Source organism: Kribbella sp. NPDC004138 (assembly GCF_053603655.1).
On sequence record NZ_JBSGFZ010000012.1, the window covers coordinates 59,928 to 74,890 of the forward strand.

At 70.2% G+C, this 14,963-nt stretch carries 12 protein-coding genes; 5 read left to right on the forward strand and 7 right to left on the reverse strand.

Annotated elements, in window-relative coordinates; genetic code table 11:
• Window positions 1-86: 86 nt before the first annotated feature.
• From ACWEOO_RS18455 to ACWEOO_RS18465, 3 genes are read right to left on the reverse strand one after another with little or no spacing between them, the layout of a single operon-like run.
• A complete protein-coding gene (locus ACWEOO_RS18455; RefSeq protein WP_452144005.1) occupies window positions 87-2,045 on the reverse strand; it encodes a hypothetical protein in 1,959 nt (652 codons plus the stop codon).
• Between the two features lies 1 nt (window position 2,046).
• Window positions 2,047-3,444 carry a sigma 54-interacting transcriptional regulator gene (locus ACWEOO_RS18460; RefSeq protein ID WP_452144006.1) on the reverse strand — a complete coding sequence of 466 codons (1,398 nt, stop codon included), beginning with the start codon at window positions 3,442-3,444 and terminating at the stop codon, window positions 2,047-2,049.
• Window positions 3,445-3,489: 45 nt separating this feature from the next.
• Complete coding sequence (locus ACWEOO_RS18465) at window positions 3,490-4,767, reverse strand: serine hydrolase domain-containing protein (protein WP_452144007.1); 1,278 nt, start codon at window positions 4,765-4,767, stop codon at window positions 3,490-3,492.
• Between ACWEOO_RS18465 and mug the strand changes: the two genes are divergently transcribed.
• Window positions 4,766-5,326, forward strand: a complete 561-nt coding sequence (mug, locus tag ACWEOO_RS18470; RefSeq protein WP_452144008.1) for a G/U mismatch-specific DNA glycosylase — start codon at window positions 4,766-4,768, stop codon at window positions 5,324-5,326. The two genes, ACWEOO_RS18465 and mug, sit on opposite strands and share 2 nt — an antisense overlap.
• Here the strand turns inward: mug and ACWEOO_RS18475 are convergent.
• Complete coding sequence (locus tag ACWEOO_RS18475) at window positions 5,319-6,248, reverse strand: alpha/beta hydrolase (protein ID WP_452144009.1); 930 nt, start codon at window positions 6,246-6,248, stop codon at window positions 5,319-5,321. The genes mug and ACWEOO_RS18475 overlap by 8 nt on opposite strands.
• 110 nt (window positions 6,249-6,358) lie before the next feature.
• Here ACWEOO_RS18475 and ACWEOO_RS18480 point away from each other — a divergent pair, with 110 nt between their 5' ends.
• A complete protein-coding gene (locus ACWEOO_RS18480) occupies window positions 6,359-6,931 on the forward strand; it encodes a TetR/AcrR family transcriptional regulator (RefSeq protein WP_452144010.1) in 573 nt (190 codons plus the stop codon).
• A gap of 26 nt (window positions 6,932-6,957) precedes the next feature.
• Window positions 6,958-10,239: a hypothetical protein gene (locus ACWEOO_RS18485; RefSeq protein WP_452144011.1), complete on the forward strand. Its 3,282-nt coding sequence runs from the start codon at window positions 6,958-6,960 to the stop codon at window positions 10,237-10,239.
• Window positions 10,240-10,274: 35 nt separating this feature from the next.
• Here ACWEOO_RS18485 and ligD read toward each other — a convergent pair whose 3' ends face one another.
• A complete protein-coding gene (gene ligD, locus ACWEOO_RS18490; RefSeq protein ID WP_452144012.1) occupies window positions 10,275-11,252 on the reverse strand; it encodes a non-homologous end-joining DNA ligase in 978 nt (325 codons plus the stop codon).
• Window positions 11,253-11,419: 167 nt separating this feature from the next.
• Between ligD and ACWEOO_RS18495 the strand changes: the two genes are divergently transcribed.
• Both ACWEOO_RS18495 and ACWEOO_RS18500 read left to right on the forward strand, forming a co-directional pair.
• Complete coding sequence (locus tag ACWEOO_RS18495; protein WP_452144013.1) at window positions 11,420-12,307, forward strand: NAD-dependent epimerase/dehydratase family protein; 888 nt, start codon at window positions 11,420-11,422, stop codon at window positions 12,305-12,307.
• A gap of 103 nt (window positions 12,308-12,410) precedes the next feature.
• Window positions 12,411-12,908 (forward strand): AAA family ATPase, encoded by a 498-nt coding sequence (locus tag ACWEOO_RS18500; RefSeq protein WP_452144014.1) that lies wholly within the window; start codon window positions 12,411-12,413, stop codon window positions 12,906-12,908.
• On the opposite strand, the gene ACWEOO_RS18505 is transcribed toward ACWEOO_RS18500, so the two are convergent.
• Both ACWEOO_RS18505 and dusB read right to left on the reverse strand, forming a co-directional pair.
• A complete protein-coding gene (locus tag ACWEOO_RS18505; RefSeq protein ID WP_452144015.1) occupies window positions 12,884-13,465 on the reverse strand; it encodes a dihydrofolate reductase family protein in 582 nt (193 codons plus the stop codon). The genes ACWEOO_RS18500 and ACWEOO_RS18505 overlap by 25 nt on opposite strands.
• Before the next feature lie 376 nt (window positions 13,466-13,841).
• Window positions 13,842-14,963 (reverse strand): tRNA dihydrouridine synthase DusB, encoded by a 1,122-nt coding sequence (gene dusB / locus ACWEOO_RS18510; RefSeq protein ID WP_452144016.1) that lies wholly within the window; start codon window positions 14,961-14,963, stop codon window positions 13,842-13,844.

Below are 14,963 nucleotides of genomic sequence, written 5' to 3' on the forward strand. Positions count from 1 at the left end.
TCCCAGTCAACCAGCGATCCGCCCACAACGCAGCGGACCTTGGACCGGGATGTCCCGGGTCCAAGGTCCGCTCTTCTCTGTTGGGCTTACAGCTTCCGGCGAGTCCGGAGGTAGTCGCCGACCACCGCGGCGCCCAGACCGTCGGCGTCCGGCGCGACGACCCGCCCGCCGCTGCGGCGGGCCAGCAGGTCGACGAACGCGTTCAGCCGCGGGTCGTCGCCGAGCCGGAAGACGGTCAGCGAGGCGCCGAGCTTCGCGAGCCGGTCGACCTCGAAGATCGTCTTGCGGAGCGTCGCCGGCTCGGGCGGGTACGAGAACTCCGCCGTACCGTCCGGCTCGAGGTGCGCGGTCGGCTCCCCGTCCGTCACCATCAGCACGACCGGTTGCGCATCCGGGTGCCGCCGCAGGTGCCGGCCGGCGAGGAGCAGCGCGTGGTGCGCGTTCGTGCCCTGCTCCCAGGTGCCCTCCATACCGATCAGCTGCGGCAGCTCGACCACCCCGGCGTACCGGCCGAAGGTGATCAGCTGCAGCGCGTCGTTGCGGTACCGCGTCGAGATCAGCTGGTGCAACGCGAGCGCCGTCCGCTTCATCGGCAGCCAGCGGCCCTCCTGCACCATCGACCACGACGTGTCGACCAGCAACGCCACCGCGGCCCGGGCCCGGTGCTCGGTCTCCGCGATCTCCACATCCGCGACGTCGAGCTTCACCGAACCGCTCCGCGAAGCAGTCCGCAGTACGGCGTTCCGCACGGTGCGCGGCACGTCCCACGGCTGGGTGTCGCCGAACTCCCACGGACGCGACGACCCGCTCAACTCACCGGCCGCGCCCGCGTTGGCCGCGTCCCGTTCACCGGATCCGCGAGCGGTCCGCAGTACGTCGGCCAGCGCGGTCTGCCCGAGCTGGCGCAACGCCTTGGGCGACAGCCGCAGCGAGCCGTCCGGCGCCCGCTCGATCAGGCCCTGGTCCCGCAGTTGCCGCTCCAACTCGCTCAGCCGGCGCGCGTCGACGGTCGCCTCGTCGCCCAGCTGACGGGTGAGCGCGTCGAGATCGATGTCCTCCAGCCGCGCCCCCGGATACGACTGCGCCAGCTGTTCGGCCAGCGCGTCCAGCTCTGCGAGATCGGACATCGCCCGGGCGCCGTCGGCGAGACCGAGCGGATCGTCGCCGCTCATCTGCTCCGACCCGTACCAGTCCTCCCCCGGCCGCAGCGCCTGCAGCTGGGCGTCCAGCTGCGACAACTGCTGCGCGAGTTGCGGACTGCCGAACGCCTGCTGCGACAGCTCCATCAGCTCCGCCCGCTGCTCGGGCGTCATCGAGTTCAGCATCCGCTGCGCCGCGGCCGCCCGCTGCGCGAGGACGTCGATCAGCTCGTCGACGTTCCGCGGGTTCTCCGGGAAGAACTCGCCGTGCTTGGCCATGAACTCGTCGAACAGCTCGGGTACGTCGGGACGGCCCTGCGCATGCGCCGCGAGCAGCGCGTTCAGGTCCGTGAGCATCTCGTTGATCCGCTCGACGTCCTCGGGCGTCGTCTGCTGCAGGGCCTCCTTCATGCCCTCGAACCGCGACCCGAGCAGCTCCTTCCCGAGCAGCTCGCGGATCTCCTCGTACTTCTGCCGGGCCTCCGCCGACTCCCACTGGTAGGTCGCCAGCTCCCGTACGGCGGCCGCCGTACCGGACGGGAGCGCGTCGAGCTCGGCCTCCTTGAACCGCGCGTCGTCGGACGGGTTCGGGAACAGCTCGCGCCGCTCCGCCTCCAGCGCCTCGTTCAGCAACCGCTGGACGTCCTGCAGGGTGCCGTCGAGGTTGTGCCGCTGCTGGATCTCGCGGCGGCGCTCCCACAACCGGCGGGTCAGGTCGTCGAGGCCCTGGGTGTTCCGGGTGCCGCGCCGGAGCAGTTCCTCCAGCGCGGACCGCGGCGACGAGCCGTTCATGACGTCCCGGCCGATCTCGTCCAGGGCGTCCCGCAGGTCCGCGGGCGCCTGGAGCGGATCCGGCCCGTCGTGCCACGGCCCGTAGGACCAGCCTTCCGGGATGGACGCCGACACGTCAGGCACCGTAGATCGTGGTGTCGTTGTCGGCGTCCTTCGCCACCCGTTTCGACAGGTAGAGCATCTCCAGGGCGAGCTCGACCGCGGCGGCGATCCGGCCGGAGGAGTCGTCCGGCTCCACGCCGGCGCGCGCGGCGACGTCGTGCAGGACCGGCAGCTCCGGCAGCGCGGCCAGCACCTCCCGGCCGGGCACCCGCTCACCCGTCGTCACAAGGTTGCCATCGGCAACAGCGTGGGCCAGCGGGGTGAGGTCGAGACCCGCGAACCGCTCGCGGGCGGTGTCGGCGACGGACCGGCGCAGCAGGTACTCGAGCAGCTCGATCTCGCGCCCTTCCTCCCCCGGCTCGAACTCGAGCTTGCCCCGCAGTACGGCGGGCACCGCCTCGAGGTCGACCGGCCGGGCCACCGCGGGCTCCTCGCCGGTGATCGCGGACCGGCGCAGCGCGGCCGCGGCGATCGTCTCGGCCGCGGCGACCGCGAACCGGGCGGACACCCCGGACCGCTGGTCGATCGCCGTCGACTCCCGCAGGTGCCGGACGAACCGGGCCAGCACCTCCAGCAGCGGCTCGCCGACCTCGGCGGTGAACTCGGCCTCCTGCCGGATCACGTCCACCTCGGCGTCGATGTCGAGCGGGTAGTGGGTCCGGACCTCGGCGCCGAACCGGTCCTTCAGCGGCGTGATGATCCGGCCGCGGTTGGTGTAGTCCTCGGGGTTGGCCGTTGCCACCAGCAACACGTCGAGCGGCAGCCGCAGCGTGTATCCGCGGACCTGGATGTCGCGCTCCTCCATCACGTTCAGCAGCGCGACCTGGATCCGCTCGGCGAGGTCGGGCAGCTCGTTGATCGCGACGATGCCGCGGTGCGAGCGCGGCACCAGCCCGAAGTGGATGGTCTCCGGGTCGCCGAGACTGCGACCCTCGGCAACCTTCACCGGGTCCACGTCGCCGATCAGGTCACCGACCGACGTGTCGGGAGTGGCCAGCTTCTCGGCGTACCGCAACGAGCGGTGCAGCCAGGCGACCGGCAGGTCGTCACCGAGCTCGGCGGCCCGGCGGCGGGAGGCGGGCGTGATCGGGTCGAGCGGGTGCTCGGGCAGCTCCGCGCCGTCGATCACCGGGGTCCACTCGTCGAGCAGACCGACCAGCGTGCGCAGCAGCCGGGTCTTGCCCTGACCGCGCTCACCGAGCAGGACGACGTCGTGCCCCGCGAGCAGGGCGCGCTCGAACTGCGGGATCACCGTGCGGGTGAAGCCGACGATGCCGGGCCAGGGATCACGCCCGGCCCGGAGTTCTTTCAGCAGGTTGTCGCGGATTTCGGCCTTGATCGACCGGGGAAGATATCCGGCGGCCCGGAGGTCACCGGCCTTACGAGGAAGTTCAGCAGGTGCACTAGTCACCCTGATGACGTTAGCTCGGTCACCCCAAATCGCGAGCGGTTTATCTCACCGCCTGGGCGTGACCCGGCCCGAGGTGAATACGTGCGTGGGCCGGAACGTGACCGGCACCCACGGGTGCGCGGGCGACTCGCGGGTGACGAAATGGTCCCCGTCGGCCGGCGCGGTCGGGCGCAGCTCGTACTCGTGCTCGGGGTCCTCGGAGAACAGCAGCCGGTCGCCGGTCGCGGTGTAGACCATCACCAGCTCGTCGTCACGCTTCGCGACGTCGAGCCGTACGCTGGCGCGTTCGTACCGCCCTGCGTGACGGTCGTCGACGGGTACGTCGATCGGCTCGGGTGCGGGCGGATGCGCGACCCCGACGTACTTCGTGAACACCTCGGACGCGAGTGGCTCGAAAAGGCGGGTGCCGTTGCCCGAGTTGGTCAGCAGGCACATCACCAGCCGCGCCTCCGGGTCGATCCGCAGGAACGCCAGCTGCGAGATCGTGGACCCGTCGTGCCCGAACAGCCGGCGACCGCCCCAGTCGTAGATCCGCCAGGTCAGGCCGAGGTCTACGAAGCCGCCGATGCCGGCTGCGTACGGGACCTGCGGCTCCTGCATGGCCGCGTACCGCTCGTCGGTCAGGTGCATCCGGGCGAACTCGAGCAGGTCGGCCGCGCTCGCGCTGATCGTCCCGGCCGGTCCGATGCTGCGCGGCAACTGCCACGTCTTCACCCGCGAGCCGTCGGTGGCCAGGTGACCGACCGCGGCGCGTTCCAGGATCGCCTCTTCCGGCAGGGTCACCGTGTGGGCGAGGCCGAGCGGCTCGACCAGGCGGGCCTTCAGCGACGCGTCCCAGGTCCGGCCGTCGAGCACCTCGATCAGCCGGCCGAGCAGGACGAAGCCGGCGTTGCAGTACGAGTACGCCGTACCGGGCTCGAAGAGCTGGTCGACGCCGGCGAGCAGAGCGACGTACCGCTGGAGGCAGTCGTCGCCGCGACCGGTGTCGGTGAACAGGTCGCCGTCGATGCCGCTGGTGTGGGTCAGCAGGTGACGGACCGTGATCCGCGGATCGACCGGCGCTTCGGGCAACAGTTCGACGATCGGGTCGTCCAGCCGCAGCCGCTCCTCGGCGGCCAGCTGCACGATCATCGACGCGGTCCACGGCTTGCTGATCGAGCCGATCTGGAACAGGGAGTCGGCCGTGGTCTCGACGCCGGTCCCCGCGTTCAGGACGCCGTACGGCGCGATGGTCGTCTCGCCGTCGTGCCAGATCCCGAGCACCGCGCCGGTGACCTCGGCCGCCACCGCCAACTCGCTCAACCGCGCAGACAAGTCAGGCATGCGCCCAACCTACGTGCTGGTCGGCCGCCGATCGTGGTGGGGCGGTACCGTCTGGCGCGTGGACGGGATTCCGGATGTGATCGCCCCCGGGTTGCGGGTGCTGTTCTGTGGGATCAACCCGGGACTGATGTCGGCGGCGACGGGGCATCACTTCGCCCGGCCGGGGAACCGGTTCTGGCCCGCGCTGCACCTGAGCGGGTTCACACCCCGGCAGCTGCACCCGAGTGAGCAGCAGGAGTTGCTCAGCTACCGGCTCGGGATCACCAACGTCGTCGACCGGCCGTCGGCGAAGGCGGCCGAGCTGACGCGGGCCGAGCTCGTCGCGGGCGGCGAGAACCTGGTCAAGAAGGTCCTCGACGTCCAGCCGGAGTGGCTGGCGGTCCTCGGCGTCACGGCGTACCGGGACGCCTTCGGGGAACGGACAGCGACAGTGGGCAAGCAGGACCGGACGATCGGCACGACCCGAGTCTGGGTGCTGCCGAACCCGAGCGGCCTGAATGCCCACTACACGTTGCCGAAACTCGCGGAGGCGTTCGCGGAGCTCGAACGGATCAGTTGAGCGCCTTGCGCAGGGTCGAGATCGCCAGCTCGATGGCGGCGTTCGCGGCGTAGGTGTCGCGGAGCGCGTCCAGCATCACGAAGTCGTGGATGATCGCCGCGAACCGGACCGCGGTCGTCGGCACCCCGGCTTCGAGCAGCTTGGCCGCGTACGCCTCGCCCTCGTCCCGCAGTACGTCAGCCTCACCGGTGATGACGAGCGCCGGCGGCAGTCCCTGCAGCTGCTCGGTGGTCGCCCGCAGCGGGGACGCGGTGATCTGGTTCCGCTCGTTCTCGTCGGTCGTGTACTGGTCCCAGAACCACTTCATCCCGTCCAGCTGCAGGAAGTACCCTTCGGCGAACTCCCGGTACGACGCGGTGTCGAAGGACGCGTCCGTGACCGGGTAGAACAGCACCTGCTGGACGAACTTCACGTCGCCGCACTCCTTCGCGAGCAGCGTGACGGCGGCCGTCATGTTCCCGCCGACGGAGTCGCCCGCGATCGCCAGCCGCTGCGCGTCCAGGCCGTGCTCCTTGCCGGAGGCAATGATCCAGCGGGCCACGGCGTAGCTCTGCTCGAGCGCGTGCGGGTAGCGCACCTCCGGCGAGCGGTCATACTCCGGGAACACCACCGCGGCGCCCGCGCCGACGGCGAGCTCACGCACCAGCCGGTCGTGGGTGTGCGCGTCGCCGAACACCCAGCCGGCGCCGTGGATGTAGAGGATGACGGGCAGCACACCGGTCGCACCCTGCGGCTTGACGATCCGCGCCTTCGTGCCGTCCGCCGCGGTCACCCACTCCTCGTCGACCGGGAGCTTCGGGTAGTCGGTGGTCTGCGCCTCGTCGACGGCCTTGCGGCCCTCCTCGGGCGACAGCTGGAACAGGAACGGGGGCTTCGCGGTCGCATCGGCGAAAGCCTGGGCGGCGGGCTCGAGAACGGTCATGGTCATCCTCCTGTCGATTGCGGAGAACGCTCGTTCTCCGGTGCGTTTGCTACTGTAGGAGAACGATGGTTCTCCGCGCAAGGTGGCGCGGGTCACCCCGGGAGGCGGGAATGGTTCTGGACACGGCGACGGCGCAGCAGCAGGTGCTGGACGCGGCCGACGCGCTGTTCTACGAGCGTGGTGTGCAGGCGGTCGGGATGGACGCGATCCGGGCGGCGTCCGGGGTGTCGCTGAAACGGCTCTACCAGCTCTTCCCGTCCAAGGACGCCCTGATCGAGGCGTACCTGGACCGCCGGGACGCGCTCTGGAAGTCGATGCTCGCCGAGCACGTCGAGGCGCAGACCGATCCGCGCGAGCGGATCCTCGCGGTGTTCGACTTCCTCTACGACTGGTCGAGCCAGCGCGACTACCGCGGCTGCGCGTTCATCAACGCGTTCGGTGAGCTGGGCGCGGTATCGCCGCGGGTCGCCGAGATGGCCTCGCGGCACAAGGAAGGGTTCCGGCAGGCTCTCACCGAGCTCGCCCAGGAGGCCGGCGCGGACGATGCCGACCGGCTCGCGGACCACCTGATCCTGCTCAGCGAGGGCGCGATCACCCGGGCCGCGATCTCCGGCTCGGCCGACCCCGCGTTGCGCGCCCGGGAAGCCGCAACCATGATCCTGGACGCGTCGGCGAAGGCCTGACACCACCCATTGGGCAGGATGGGCGCATGCGCCTGCCCGAGCTGTTGCGATCGATCGACGGACTCTCGCGCGGACAGCGCGCACGCCTGCTCGCCGACCGGGCGCCGGAGCTGACCGGGCTCCTCGACGAGTTGGCTCGCGGCTCGGCCTTCGAGCGCGTCCTCGGTCTGCAGATCGCCGAGGTCACGCGCCAGGCGGCGTACGTGAGCCGGATGCTGCGCGACCCGGATCCGGCCGTGCAGAGCCGGGCGCTCGCGGCGGTCGCCCGCGGGGTGCCAGTCACGGACGACGAGCTGCGCATCGCGTACGACGACGCGCCCGCGACACTGCGGTCGAAGCTGGTCTCCCTGGTACGGCGACAGCGGCGCGAGCATCTCGCCGTACGGCTGATCGACGAGCACCGCGCGCGGTGGGGCGACGTGGCGGCGACGGCACTGCTCGCCGCAACGGACCAGGAGACTGTGGCGCGGCTGCTGCCCGAACTGGCGTACTGCGTGACGCCAGGTGGTTGGCGTCAGCTCGCGAAGCACCACCCGGACGCAGTACTGGCGTTTGCGCGCCAGACGCTTCCGGCTGACGACGAGTGGTGGCAAGGCGTCGGCCATGGCGTCACTGCAGCGCTCGACGTAGAGCTGATCAAGCAGGCCGTCCCCGCGCACGACCTCCCGATCGCAGTGCTCGACGTCCTCGGTCCGCTGACGGACCGGGATCCCGAGGGCGTGCTGCAGCTGCTGCTGGCACCTGACCGGCGCCGTATGGTGTCGCGGGCCCTCACGCCGGCGTTCCGGCGCCGTCTGCACAGGTACTCCGATGAGGACCTCGTCAGTCTCGGCCGGGTCCTCTGGCCGCAGCTCGGCGGCATCCTGGGCGTGCTGCCACCGTCCCGGCGCGCTGTCATCTTCGCCGCGGTCACACAACATGTCGACCTGGGTCAGGCGCAGCTGAGTACTGAGCTGTTGGAGGCACTGCCACACACTGTGCGTGCTGAGCAGACACGCCGGATGCTGACACTGCCAGCCAGCTCAGATGGGGCGTGGCGGCGCAGTGTCGCCGGTCATCTGCCCTTTGACGAGGCGTTTGCGCTGCTGGAGCCGGACGTCCGTGATCCCGATGCGGCAGTGCGCGGCTCGGTGTACCAGGCAGCGATCCGGTCCGCCGGGTACGGCAGGCAGCCGGAGCAGGTCGTGCAGGCTGTTACGTGGGCGGCCGGCCGGGTCCGCAACGACCAGGACATGGTGCGACTCAACGCCGTACAGGCTGTCGTGGAGTTGCCGCCGACGCTGGTGACGGACGCGCTACTCGAGTCGCTGGACTTGTTGCTCACGGATGCGCTGGCGGCGCGAGACGTCTCTTGGGCGACGCGGCGGGCGTTGACGCAACTGGCCGAGCACGCCGTCGTCCGCGGCGCCGTCGACGACCGGCCCGGCGTACTGGAATGGGGGCTGCAGGCACACGCGCGGTTGTCCGAGAACACGGGCTCGCTCAGCCTGTACGGCCTGGTCGACGATCTGCCGCGCGGGCGTGAGGTCCAGGTGTACGACGTCCTGCGGCCTTCGATCGAGGCGGCGGCGAAGCGGAACGAGTTCGGTCTGGCGCTTGCGGTGGCGGGAGCCTTCGGCCGTCGCGCGTGGTCGTTGGAGCCGTTGCAGGAGGTGCTGGAGCAGGCGGTCTGGTCGAACCAGGAGCACACCGTGCAGTCCGCGTGCCGGTTCTGGCTGGACGCACCGGCGACCCGCTCGGCCCGCGTTGAGCAGATCATTGCTCGCGACGTACGGATGGCCCGCTGGCATCCGGTGTGGTGGGTCGTCACCGAGTTGCGCACCGACCTGCTCGACCAGGTGTTCGCGGCGGCGGACCGGATCCGCCGGTTCGACCGGAACAGTGCCGCGTGGGAGGTGCCGAGCTACGCGCTGCGGCAGTGGTTGCCACGACAGCAGGCCCGGTACGCCGAGTTGCTGGTCGGCGTCGCACGCGACGAGCGGATGCCGGAGTGGTATCGAGCGTTGGCGGTGAAGACGCTGGGGCGCGTGCCGGTGGCGGGGCGGGCCGCGTTGGACGAGTTTCTCGCTAGTTCCGACGTACTGCTGCAGGAGGCCGCGCTGGCCGCGTTGGCGTGGACGGAACGACCTGACTTGGCTATGCCGCTGCTGCTCGCGCATGTGGGCAACGATCGCGCGCGGGTTGCTGTTTACGCTGCTGCCCGGGCGGCGCGGTTCGTGCGGCCGAGTCGGCTGCCCGGGCTGCTCCAGCCGGTGCTTTCTGGCGACGGTGTGAAGGTCACGTCGCGGAAAGAGGCCGTGCGGCTGCTCGGTGAGCTCAGGGCGCCGGGGGCCGGCGCCGTACTCACAGAGACGTGGTCCGGTGCGCATCGGGATGTGCGGGCGGCTATTGCGCGGACTGTGTCGCAGTACTTGCTGTACGACCCGGCGGCGTGGGCTGTGTTGGAGCAGGCAGTTCACGACTCGCCGGCTACCGCCACGGCGTTGACTGTGCGGCGCCCGTACGACGTACCTGTGGCGTATCGCTCGCGGTACGCCGACCTGCTAATCGCCGTGACGACACGGGCCGAGCCTGAGGTTGTCGGGGCGGCATTGCACGCGCTGCGGGGGTGGGCGCGGTACAACTCCGCTGCAGCTCGGGTGTGTGCGGACTTCATCAGCCGGCTGGAGCTGCGTAGTCGCGTGTGGCGGGACGCGGGCTCGGCTTTGGTCTCCTTCTTGGCTACCGACGCGCCCGCGGGGCTGGACGAGGTGGTCGAGGCTGTCCGGCTGCTGGTGCGTCTCGAACGGGATCCATCGCTGCCGGACGCGTTGCCGGACCGAGATCACCCGGCGCGGCAGCGGCTCACGTATCTGATGCGTCAGCTGTCTGCTCACTTCGCCAACCGCTCCGCCGACGTCCGCAGCCACCTGCGAGCAATCGCTTCTGAGCTTGCCGGAGCGGACCTTCTCGAGCTCCGTCTGCAGCTCCTGGTCCTCTCACAGGACGACTTGCGCGTCCTCACCAACGAGCTCCGCGAACTCATCACCGACGACGCTCTCGCCGCGGCCACGGCCGCCGACCTCGTCCGCGCCCGCCTGTCCGCAACAGAAACGACCTGGACACCCGCCGCCGTACTCCCCGTCGCCGAGTCCCTCGTCCGATCCCCCGACCTGGCATCCGGCCTGCTGGCCCACGCCCTCCTCACCACAGCCGGCCCCCGAGCCGGCTGGCCACCCGACTGGCGAGCCCTCCTAGTTGCCCTCCGCAACCACCCGACACCACCAGTCCGCCGCCACGCCCTCGACCTCACGACATCCCAGGAGTAACCAGACTCCGGCCGTCGGTGTGGTGCGTGTGCGGATCAGGTGGGTGGATTCTCCTGTTCGGCCTCGCGGGCGCGTTTGCGGCGTTTGCCTTCGTGCATGGCGGCGACGCGGGCGACCGGGATGGCGTGGCCTTCCTCGAGTACGTCGTCGGGGATGGCTTGCGGCGCGGGGAGCTGTTCGGCCCACGGGTCGCGGTCGGCGAGGAGGGCGGGAGCGTTGCGCACGGTGAAGTCGCGCGGCGCGACGTTCTCCAGGTCGTCCCAGCCGACCGGGTACGACACCGTCGCACCGGGACGGACCCGCGGGCTGTACGCCGCGACCACCGTCGCACCGCCTGACCGCGTCGAGTCGACGAACACCTTCCCGTGCCGGTCCTCCTTGATGTACGCCGTGGTCGCGATCGACGGGTCGATCTTCTCGGCACGCGCCGCGATCGCCCGCGTGGCGGCCGCCGCGTCCTCGATCGTCACAGTGTCGACAATCGGCACGATCACATGCACGCCCTTCGCACCGCTCGTCTTCACCGCCCCCGCCAGCCCGGAGTCGGTCAGCGCCTGCCGCACCAGCAGCGCGGCCTGGACAGCCATCGCGAACGTCTCCCCCTCCGGCGGATCGAGGTCGAGCACCAGGTGCGTGACGCGGTCCCAGCGCTCGGCACGCATCAGCGTCGGGTGGTACTCCACAGCGCGTTGGTTGGCGAACCACAGCAGCGTCCGGCGGTCGTCGCACAACGCGTACGAGACCTGGCGTTTCGACGCCTCCGCCCACACCTGCACGGTCTGCACCCAGTCGGGCGTGTACTTCGGGACGTTCTTCTGCATGAACTTGGGCTGTCCCGGCCGGATCCGCACGACCGACAACGGCCGCCCGCGCAGCTCCGGCAGGATCCGTTCGTGCACGGCGTCGAGGTAGTCGACCAGGTCCCGCTTCGTGGCGTCAGCCCCGTCGAACAGCGGCTGATCCAGATTGGTCAGGTCGACCCCGTCCCGGGTCTCATCCGGCTTGCTGGCCATTCCCCGAGCTTAGAAGGCGCACCAGTGCATCGAGAACCACCTTTCCGCTCCGGGTTGCAACGTCTGCGGGCGCGCGGCGTCGTGGAACAGCGCGTCGTGGGCGCCAGGTGGGGATCGTGCGGGATTCGTTCAAGACGCGGACGGCGTACCGCTCGTAGCGTCGCGGCATGATTCTTGTGACCGGTGGGCTCGGCATGATCGGCGCCCAGACCGCCCGCGCGCTGCTCGATCTCGGCGAGGACGTCGTCGTCACGTCGCACCGCCGAGGTGATGTGCCGTCGTTCCTCGACGGGAAGGTCGTGGTCGAGTCCTTGGACGTGACCAACCGGGACGCGTTCCTCGCGCTCGGGGAGCGGTACGCCGTCAGCGACATCGTGCATCTCGCCGGCAGCGTCCCGGCCGACGATCCGGTCGCGTACTTCCGGGCCGACATGACCGGCCTGTTCAACGCGCTCGACGCGGCGCGGGTCTGGGGCGTACGGCGATTCGCGGTCGCGAGCAGCCTCGGGGTGTACATCGGGCAGGGCGAAAGCCCTTGGCACGAAGGGCTCGCGCTACCTGACGCGGAGTTGCCGCACCTGATCGTCGCGTTCAAGAAGGCGGTCGAGCCGATCACCACTCACGCTCTGCAGGGCACCGGCGTCCACCCCGTCGTACTGCGGATCGGGTCGACGTGGGGGCCGCTGATGGATCCGGAGTCCCCGTTCAACTTCATCCCGCCGTACGTCAGCGCCGTACTGCGGGGCGAGACGCCGGCACCGCTGTACGCCGACGACGGCGGCGACTCGTGCTACGCGCCCGACGCCGGCCGCGCGATCGCCCTGCTCATCACGGCGGACCGGCTCAACCACACGACGTACAACGTCTCCAGCGGTCGGCCGATGCGCAACGGCGACCTCGCCGACGCGCTCAACGTCCCGAGCAAACCCGGCGGCCAACCGGGCCCGCACCTGGATATCAGCCGCCTCACCGCGGACACCGGTTTCATCCCGCAGTACGACACGGCCGAGGCCGTCGCCCACTACGTCGCCTGGCGCTCCGAGAACTCCCGCTGACAGAACCGGGAACACCAAATGGTGTGTGGGGACACGGTATTCCTTGTCTCACGTCACCATCACTTGTCGCCGGTTCGCGGGGATGGGTGGTTGGGTGTTCGGTGTGAGGCTCGTTCTGCTGTGTGGGAAGTCGTTCTCCGGGAAGAGCACGGTGGCGCGCGTGCTGGCGCCGCGACTGGGGGCGCGGATCGTCAGCCTCGACGAGATCAACGAGCGGCGCGGGCTGTGGGGCGGTGACGGCATTCCGGTCGAGGAATGGATTCGGACCCACGAACTGGCGTCGGACGAGGTTCTCGGGCTGCTGAGCGCGGGTTCGTCGGTGGTCGTCGACGACACCAGTTCGCCGCGGTTCCTGCGGGACGGGTGGCGGTCGCTGGCGGCGGATGCCGGTGCCGGATTCACCTTGCTGTACGTCGATGTCGACGACGCGACCGTACGGCGGCGGCGGGCCGGGAACCTTGTCGATCCGCGGCGGCGGGACGTCGGGGTCGACGTACTCGAGGAGCACCTGGCCGGGTTCGAGCCGCCGGGGGACGACGAGGGCGCCGTACGGGTGAGTTCCGTCGACGACCTGGATCAGGTGTGGAGGGTCGGGCGGTAGACGAGCTCCTGGGTGTTGCCGTCGAGGATTCGGGACTCGAGCAGTTCGAGGTCGAAGTCGGCGGCTCCGCCGAAGATCGGGTCCGAGCCGGTGCGGCCGGAGATGACCGGGAAGATCGTGACCTGGACGCGGTCGACGAGGCCGGCGGCCATCAGCGCGCGGTTCATCGCGAGGCTGCCGTGCGAGCGCAGCGGCAGGTCGGACTCCTTCTTCAGCCGGGCGACGACGTCGACCGCGTCGCCGTGGGCGAGGGTCGCGTTCGCCCAGTCCAGCGGGCCGTCGAGCGTGGTCGAGACGACCGTCGACGGCATCGCCATCATCCGGTTGTTCACCGGGTCGTCGACCTTCGGCGCGTCACTCGAGCCGAGAATCTCCCGGAACACGCGGAACGTGTTGGCACCGAGGACCAGCCGCTGCTCCGAGTTGTACGAGTCCAGCCGCCGCTCGAGAAACTCCGGCCCGGCCTTGCCCCAGTAGCCGCCCCAGTCCCCGTTCTCGTCGTACGAACCGAACCCGTCGAGCGTGCAGAAGATGTCGAAGGTGTAGGTCGCGGTCATGATGCCCTCCTCGGTTAAGCCGGTGCGCTCTTTGTCCATCCAACGAATGCCGAACCCGAGATCCGACACCTACCCAGCAGATTCTTTTGCAGACGGGACGGGTAGCGGGCCGGGACCACACTCTTCAATCGACCACACCTGATCTCGTGCAAGCACATCCACCATGTATCCAGACGGCGAGCCTCACCGCCCGCCGACCTCGCCGTCTGGGGCCGGGACGGCTGCACCCGTTTCGCACATCCAAATCACCCAGGCGGCAGGGCTGAGCACCGGTCAACTTCGCCGACGCGGTCAGGTTGCGCTGCGCCGCCGAAGGCGGCCAACAGAACAGTCGCCGCGAAGCGGTGTCCTTTCGCGGCTGTCCGTCCGGGAGGGATCAGCCGCCGGAGACGCCGATTTCTGCGTCGGCGAGGTCGGCTGTCAGGCCGTCGGTGTCGTCGAGCCAGCCTTGTGGGAGGACGATGTGGTCGCGGGGGCTGCCTTGGCGGCCGCGGGGGGCGCCGAGTTCGGCGACCGGGAACGGGACGTTGCGGTCGAGTTCCTCCAGCAACTCGTCCAGCCGGGCGAGTGAATCGACCATGCCGAGCGCGGCGCGGAGTTCGCCGCCGGCCGGGAAGCCCTTCAGGTACCACGGGACGTGCTTGCGGAAGTCGCGCAGGCCGCGCTGCTCCCCCATCAGCTCCGCGAGCAGTTCGCCGTGCCGGCGCATCACGTCCGCGACCTCGCCGAGCGTCGGCAGGTTGAGCGCCTCACCACCGGAGAACGCGACCGCGAGATCGCGGAACAGCCACGGCCGGCCGAGGCAGCCGCGTCCGACGATGACGCCCGCGCAGCCCGTGTCGGCAACCATCCGCAGGGCGTCGCCGGCTTCCCAGATGTCGCCGTTGCCGAGCACCGGGATGTCGACGTGCTCGACCAGCGCGGCGATCGTGGACCAGTCCGCCTGCCCCGAGTACGCCTGTGACGCCGTACGACCGTGGAGCCCGATCGCCGCCGCACCCGAGTCCGCAGCGATCCGCCCCGCGTCCAGGTAGGTCTGGTGGTCGAGGTCGATCCCGATCCGGGTCTTCATCGTGACCGGCACGCCGTACGGCGTGGCGGCGTGCACGGCCGAGCGCAGGATCGCGCCGAGCAGGTTCCGCTTCCACGGCAGCGCGGCGCCGCCGCCCTTGCGGGTCACCTTCGGGACCGGGCAGCCGAAGTTCAGGTCGATGTGCGCGACGCCGTACGAGTCGCAGAGGATCTGCACCGCACGCCCGATGTACGTCGGGTCGACGCCGTACAGCTGCACCGACCGCACGGTCTCGCGCGCGTCGAACGTCAGCATGTCGAGCGACTTCTGGTCGCCCTCGACGATGCCGCGGGACGTGATCATCTCGCACACGTACAGCCCGGCGCCCTGCTCGGCGCACAGCCGCCGGTACGCCGCATTCGTGATGCCGGCCATCGGCGCCAGCACCACCGGCGTCTCGATCGTCAGATTTCCCAGGTGCAGCAT

Coding starts and splice junctions, on each gene's coding strand:
- dusB (WP_452144016.1), bottom strand. CDS start 14,963: ATGCTGCACCTGGGAAATCTGACGATCGAGACGCCGGTGGTGCTGGCG.
- ACWEOO_RS18495 (WP_452144013.1), top strand. CDS start 11,420: ATGATTCTTGTGACCGGTGGGCTCGGCATGATCGGCGCCCAGACCGCC.
- ACWEOO_RS18475 (WP_452144009.1), bottom strand. CDS start 6,248: ATGACCGTTCTCGAGCCCGCCGCCCAGGCTTTCGCCGATGCGACCGCG.
- ACWEOO_RS18480 (WP_452144010.1), top strand. CDS start 6,359: ATGGTTCTGGACACGGCGACGGCGCAGCAGCAGGTGCTGGACGCGGCC.
- ACWEOO_RS18485 (WP_452144011.1), top strand. CDS start 6,958: ATGCGCCTGCCCGAGCTGTTGCGATCGATCGACGGACTCTCGCGCGGA.
- ACWEOO_RS18465 (WP_452144007.1), bottom strand. CDS start 4,767: ATGCCTGACTTGTCTGCGCGGTTGAGCGAGTTGGCGGTGGCGGCCGAG.
- mug (WP_452144008.1), top strand. CDS start 4,766: ATGCGCCCAACCTACGTGCTGGTCGGCCGCCGATCGTGGTGGGGCGGT.
- ligD (WP_452144012.1), bottom strand. CDS start 11,252: ATGGCCAGCAAGCCGGATGAGACCCGGGACGGGGTCGACCTGACCAAT.
- ACWEOO_RS18505 (WP_452144015.1), bottom strand. CDS start 13,465: ATGACCGCGACCTACACCTTCGACATCTTCTGCACGCTCGACGGGTTC.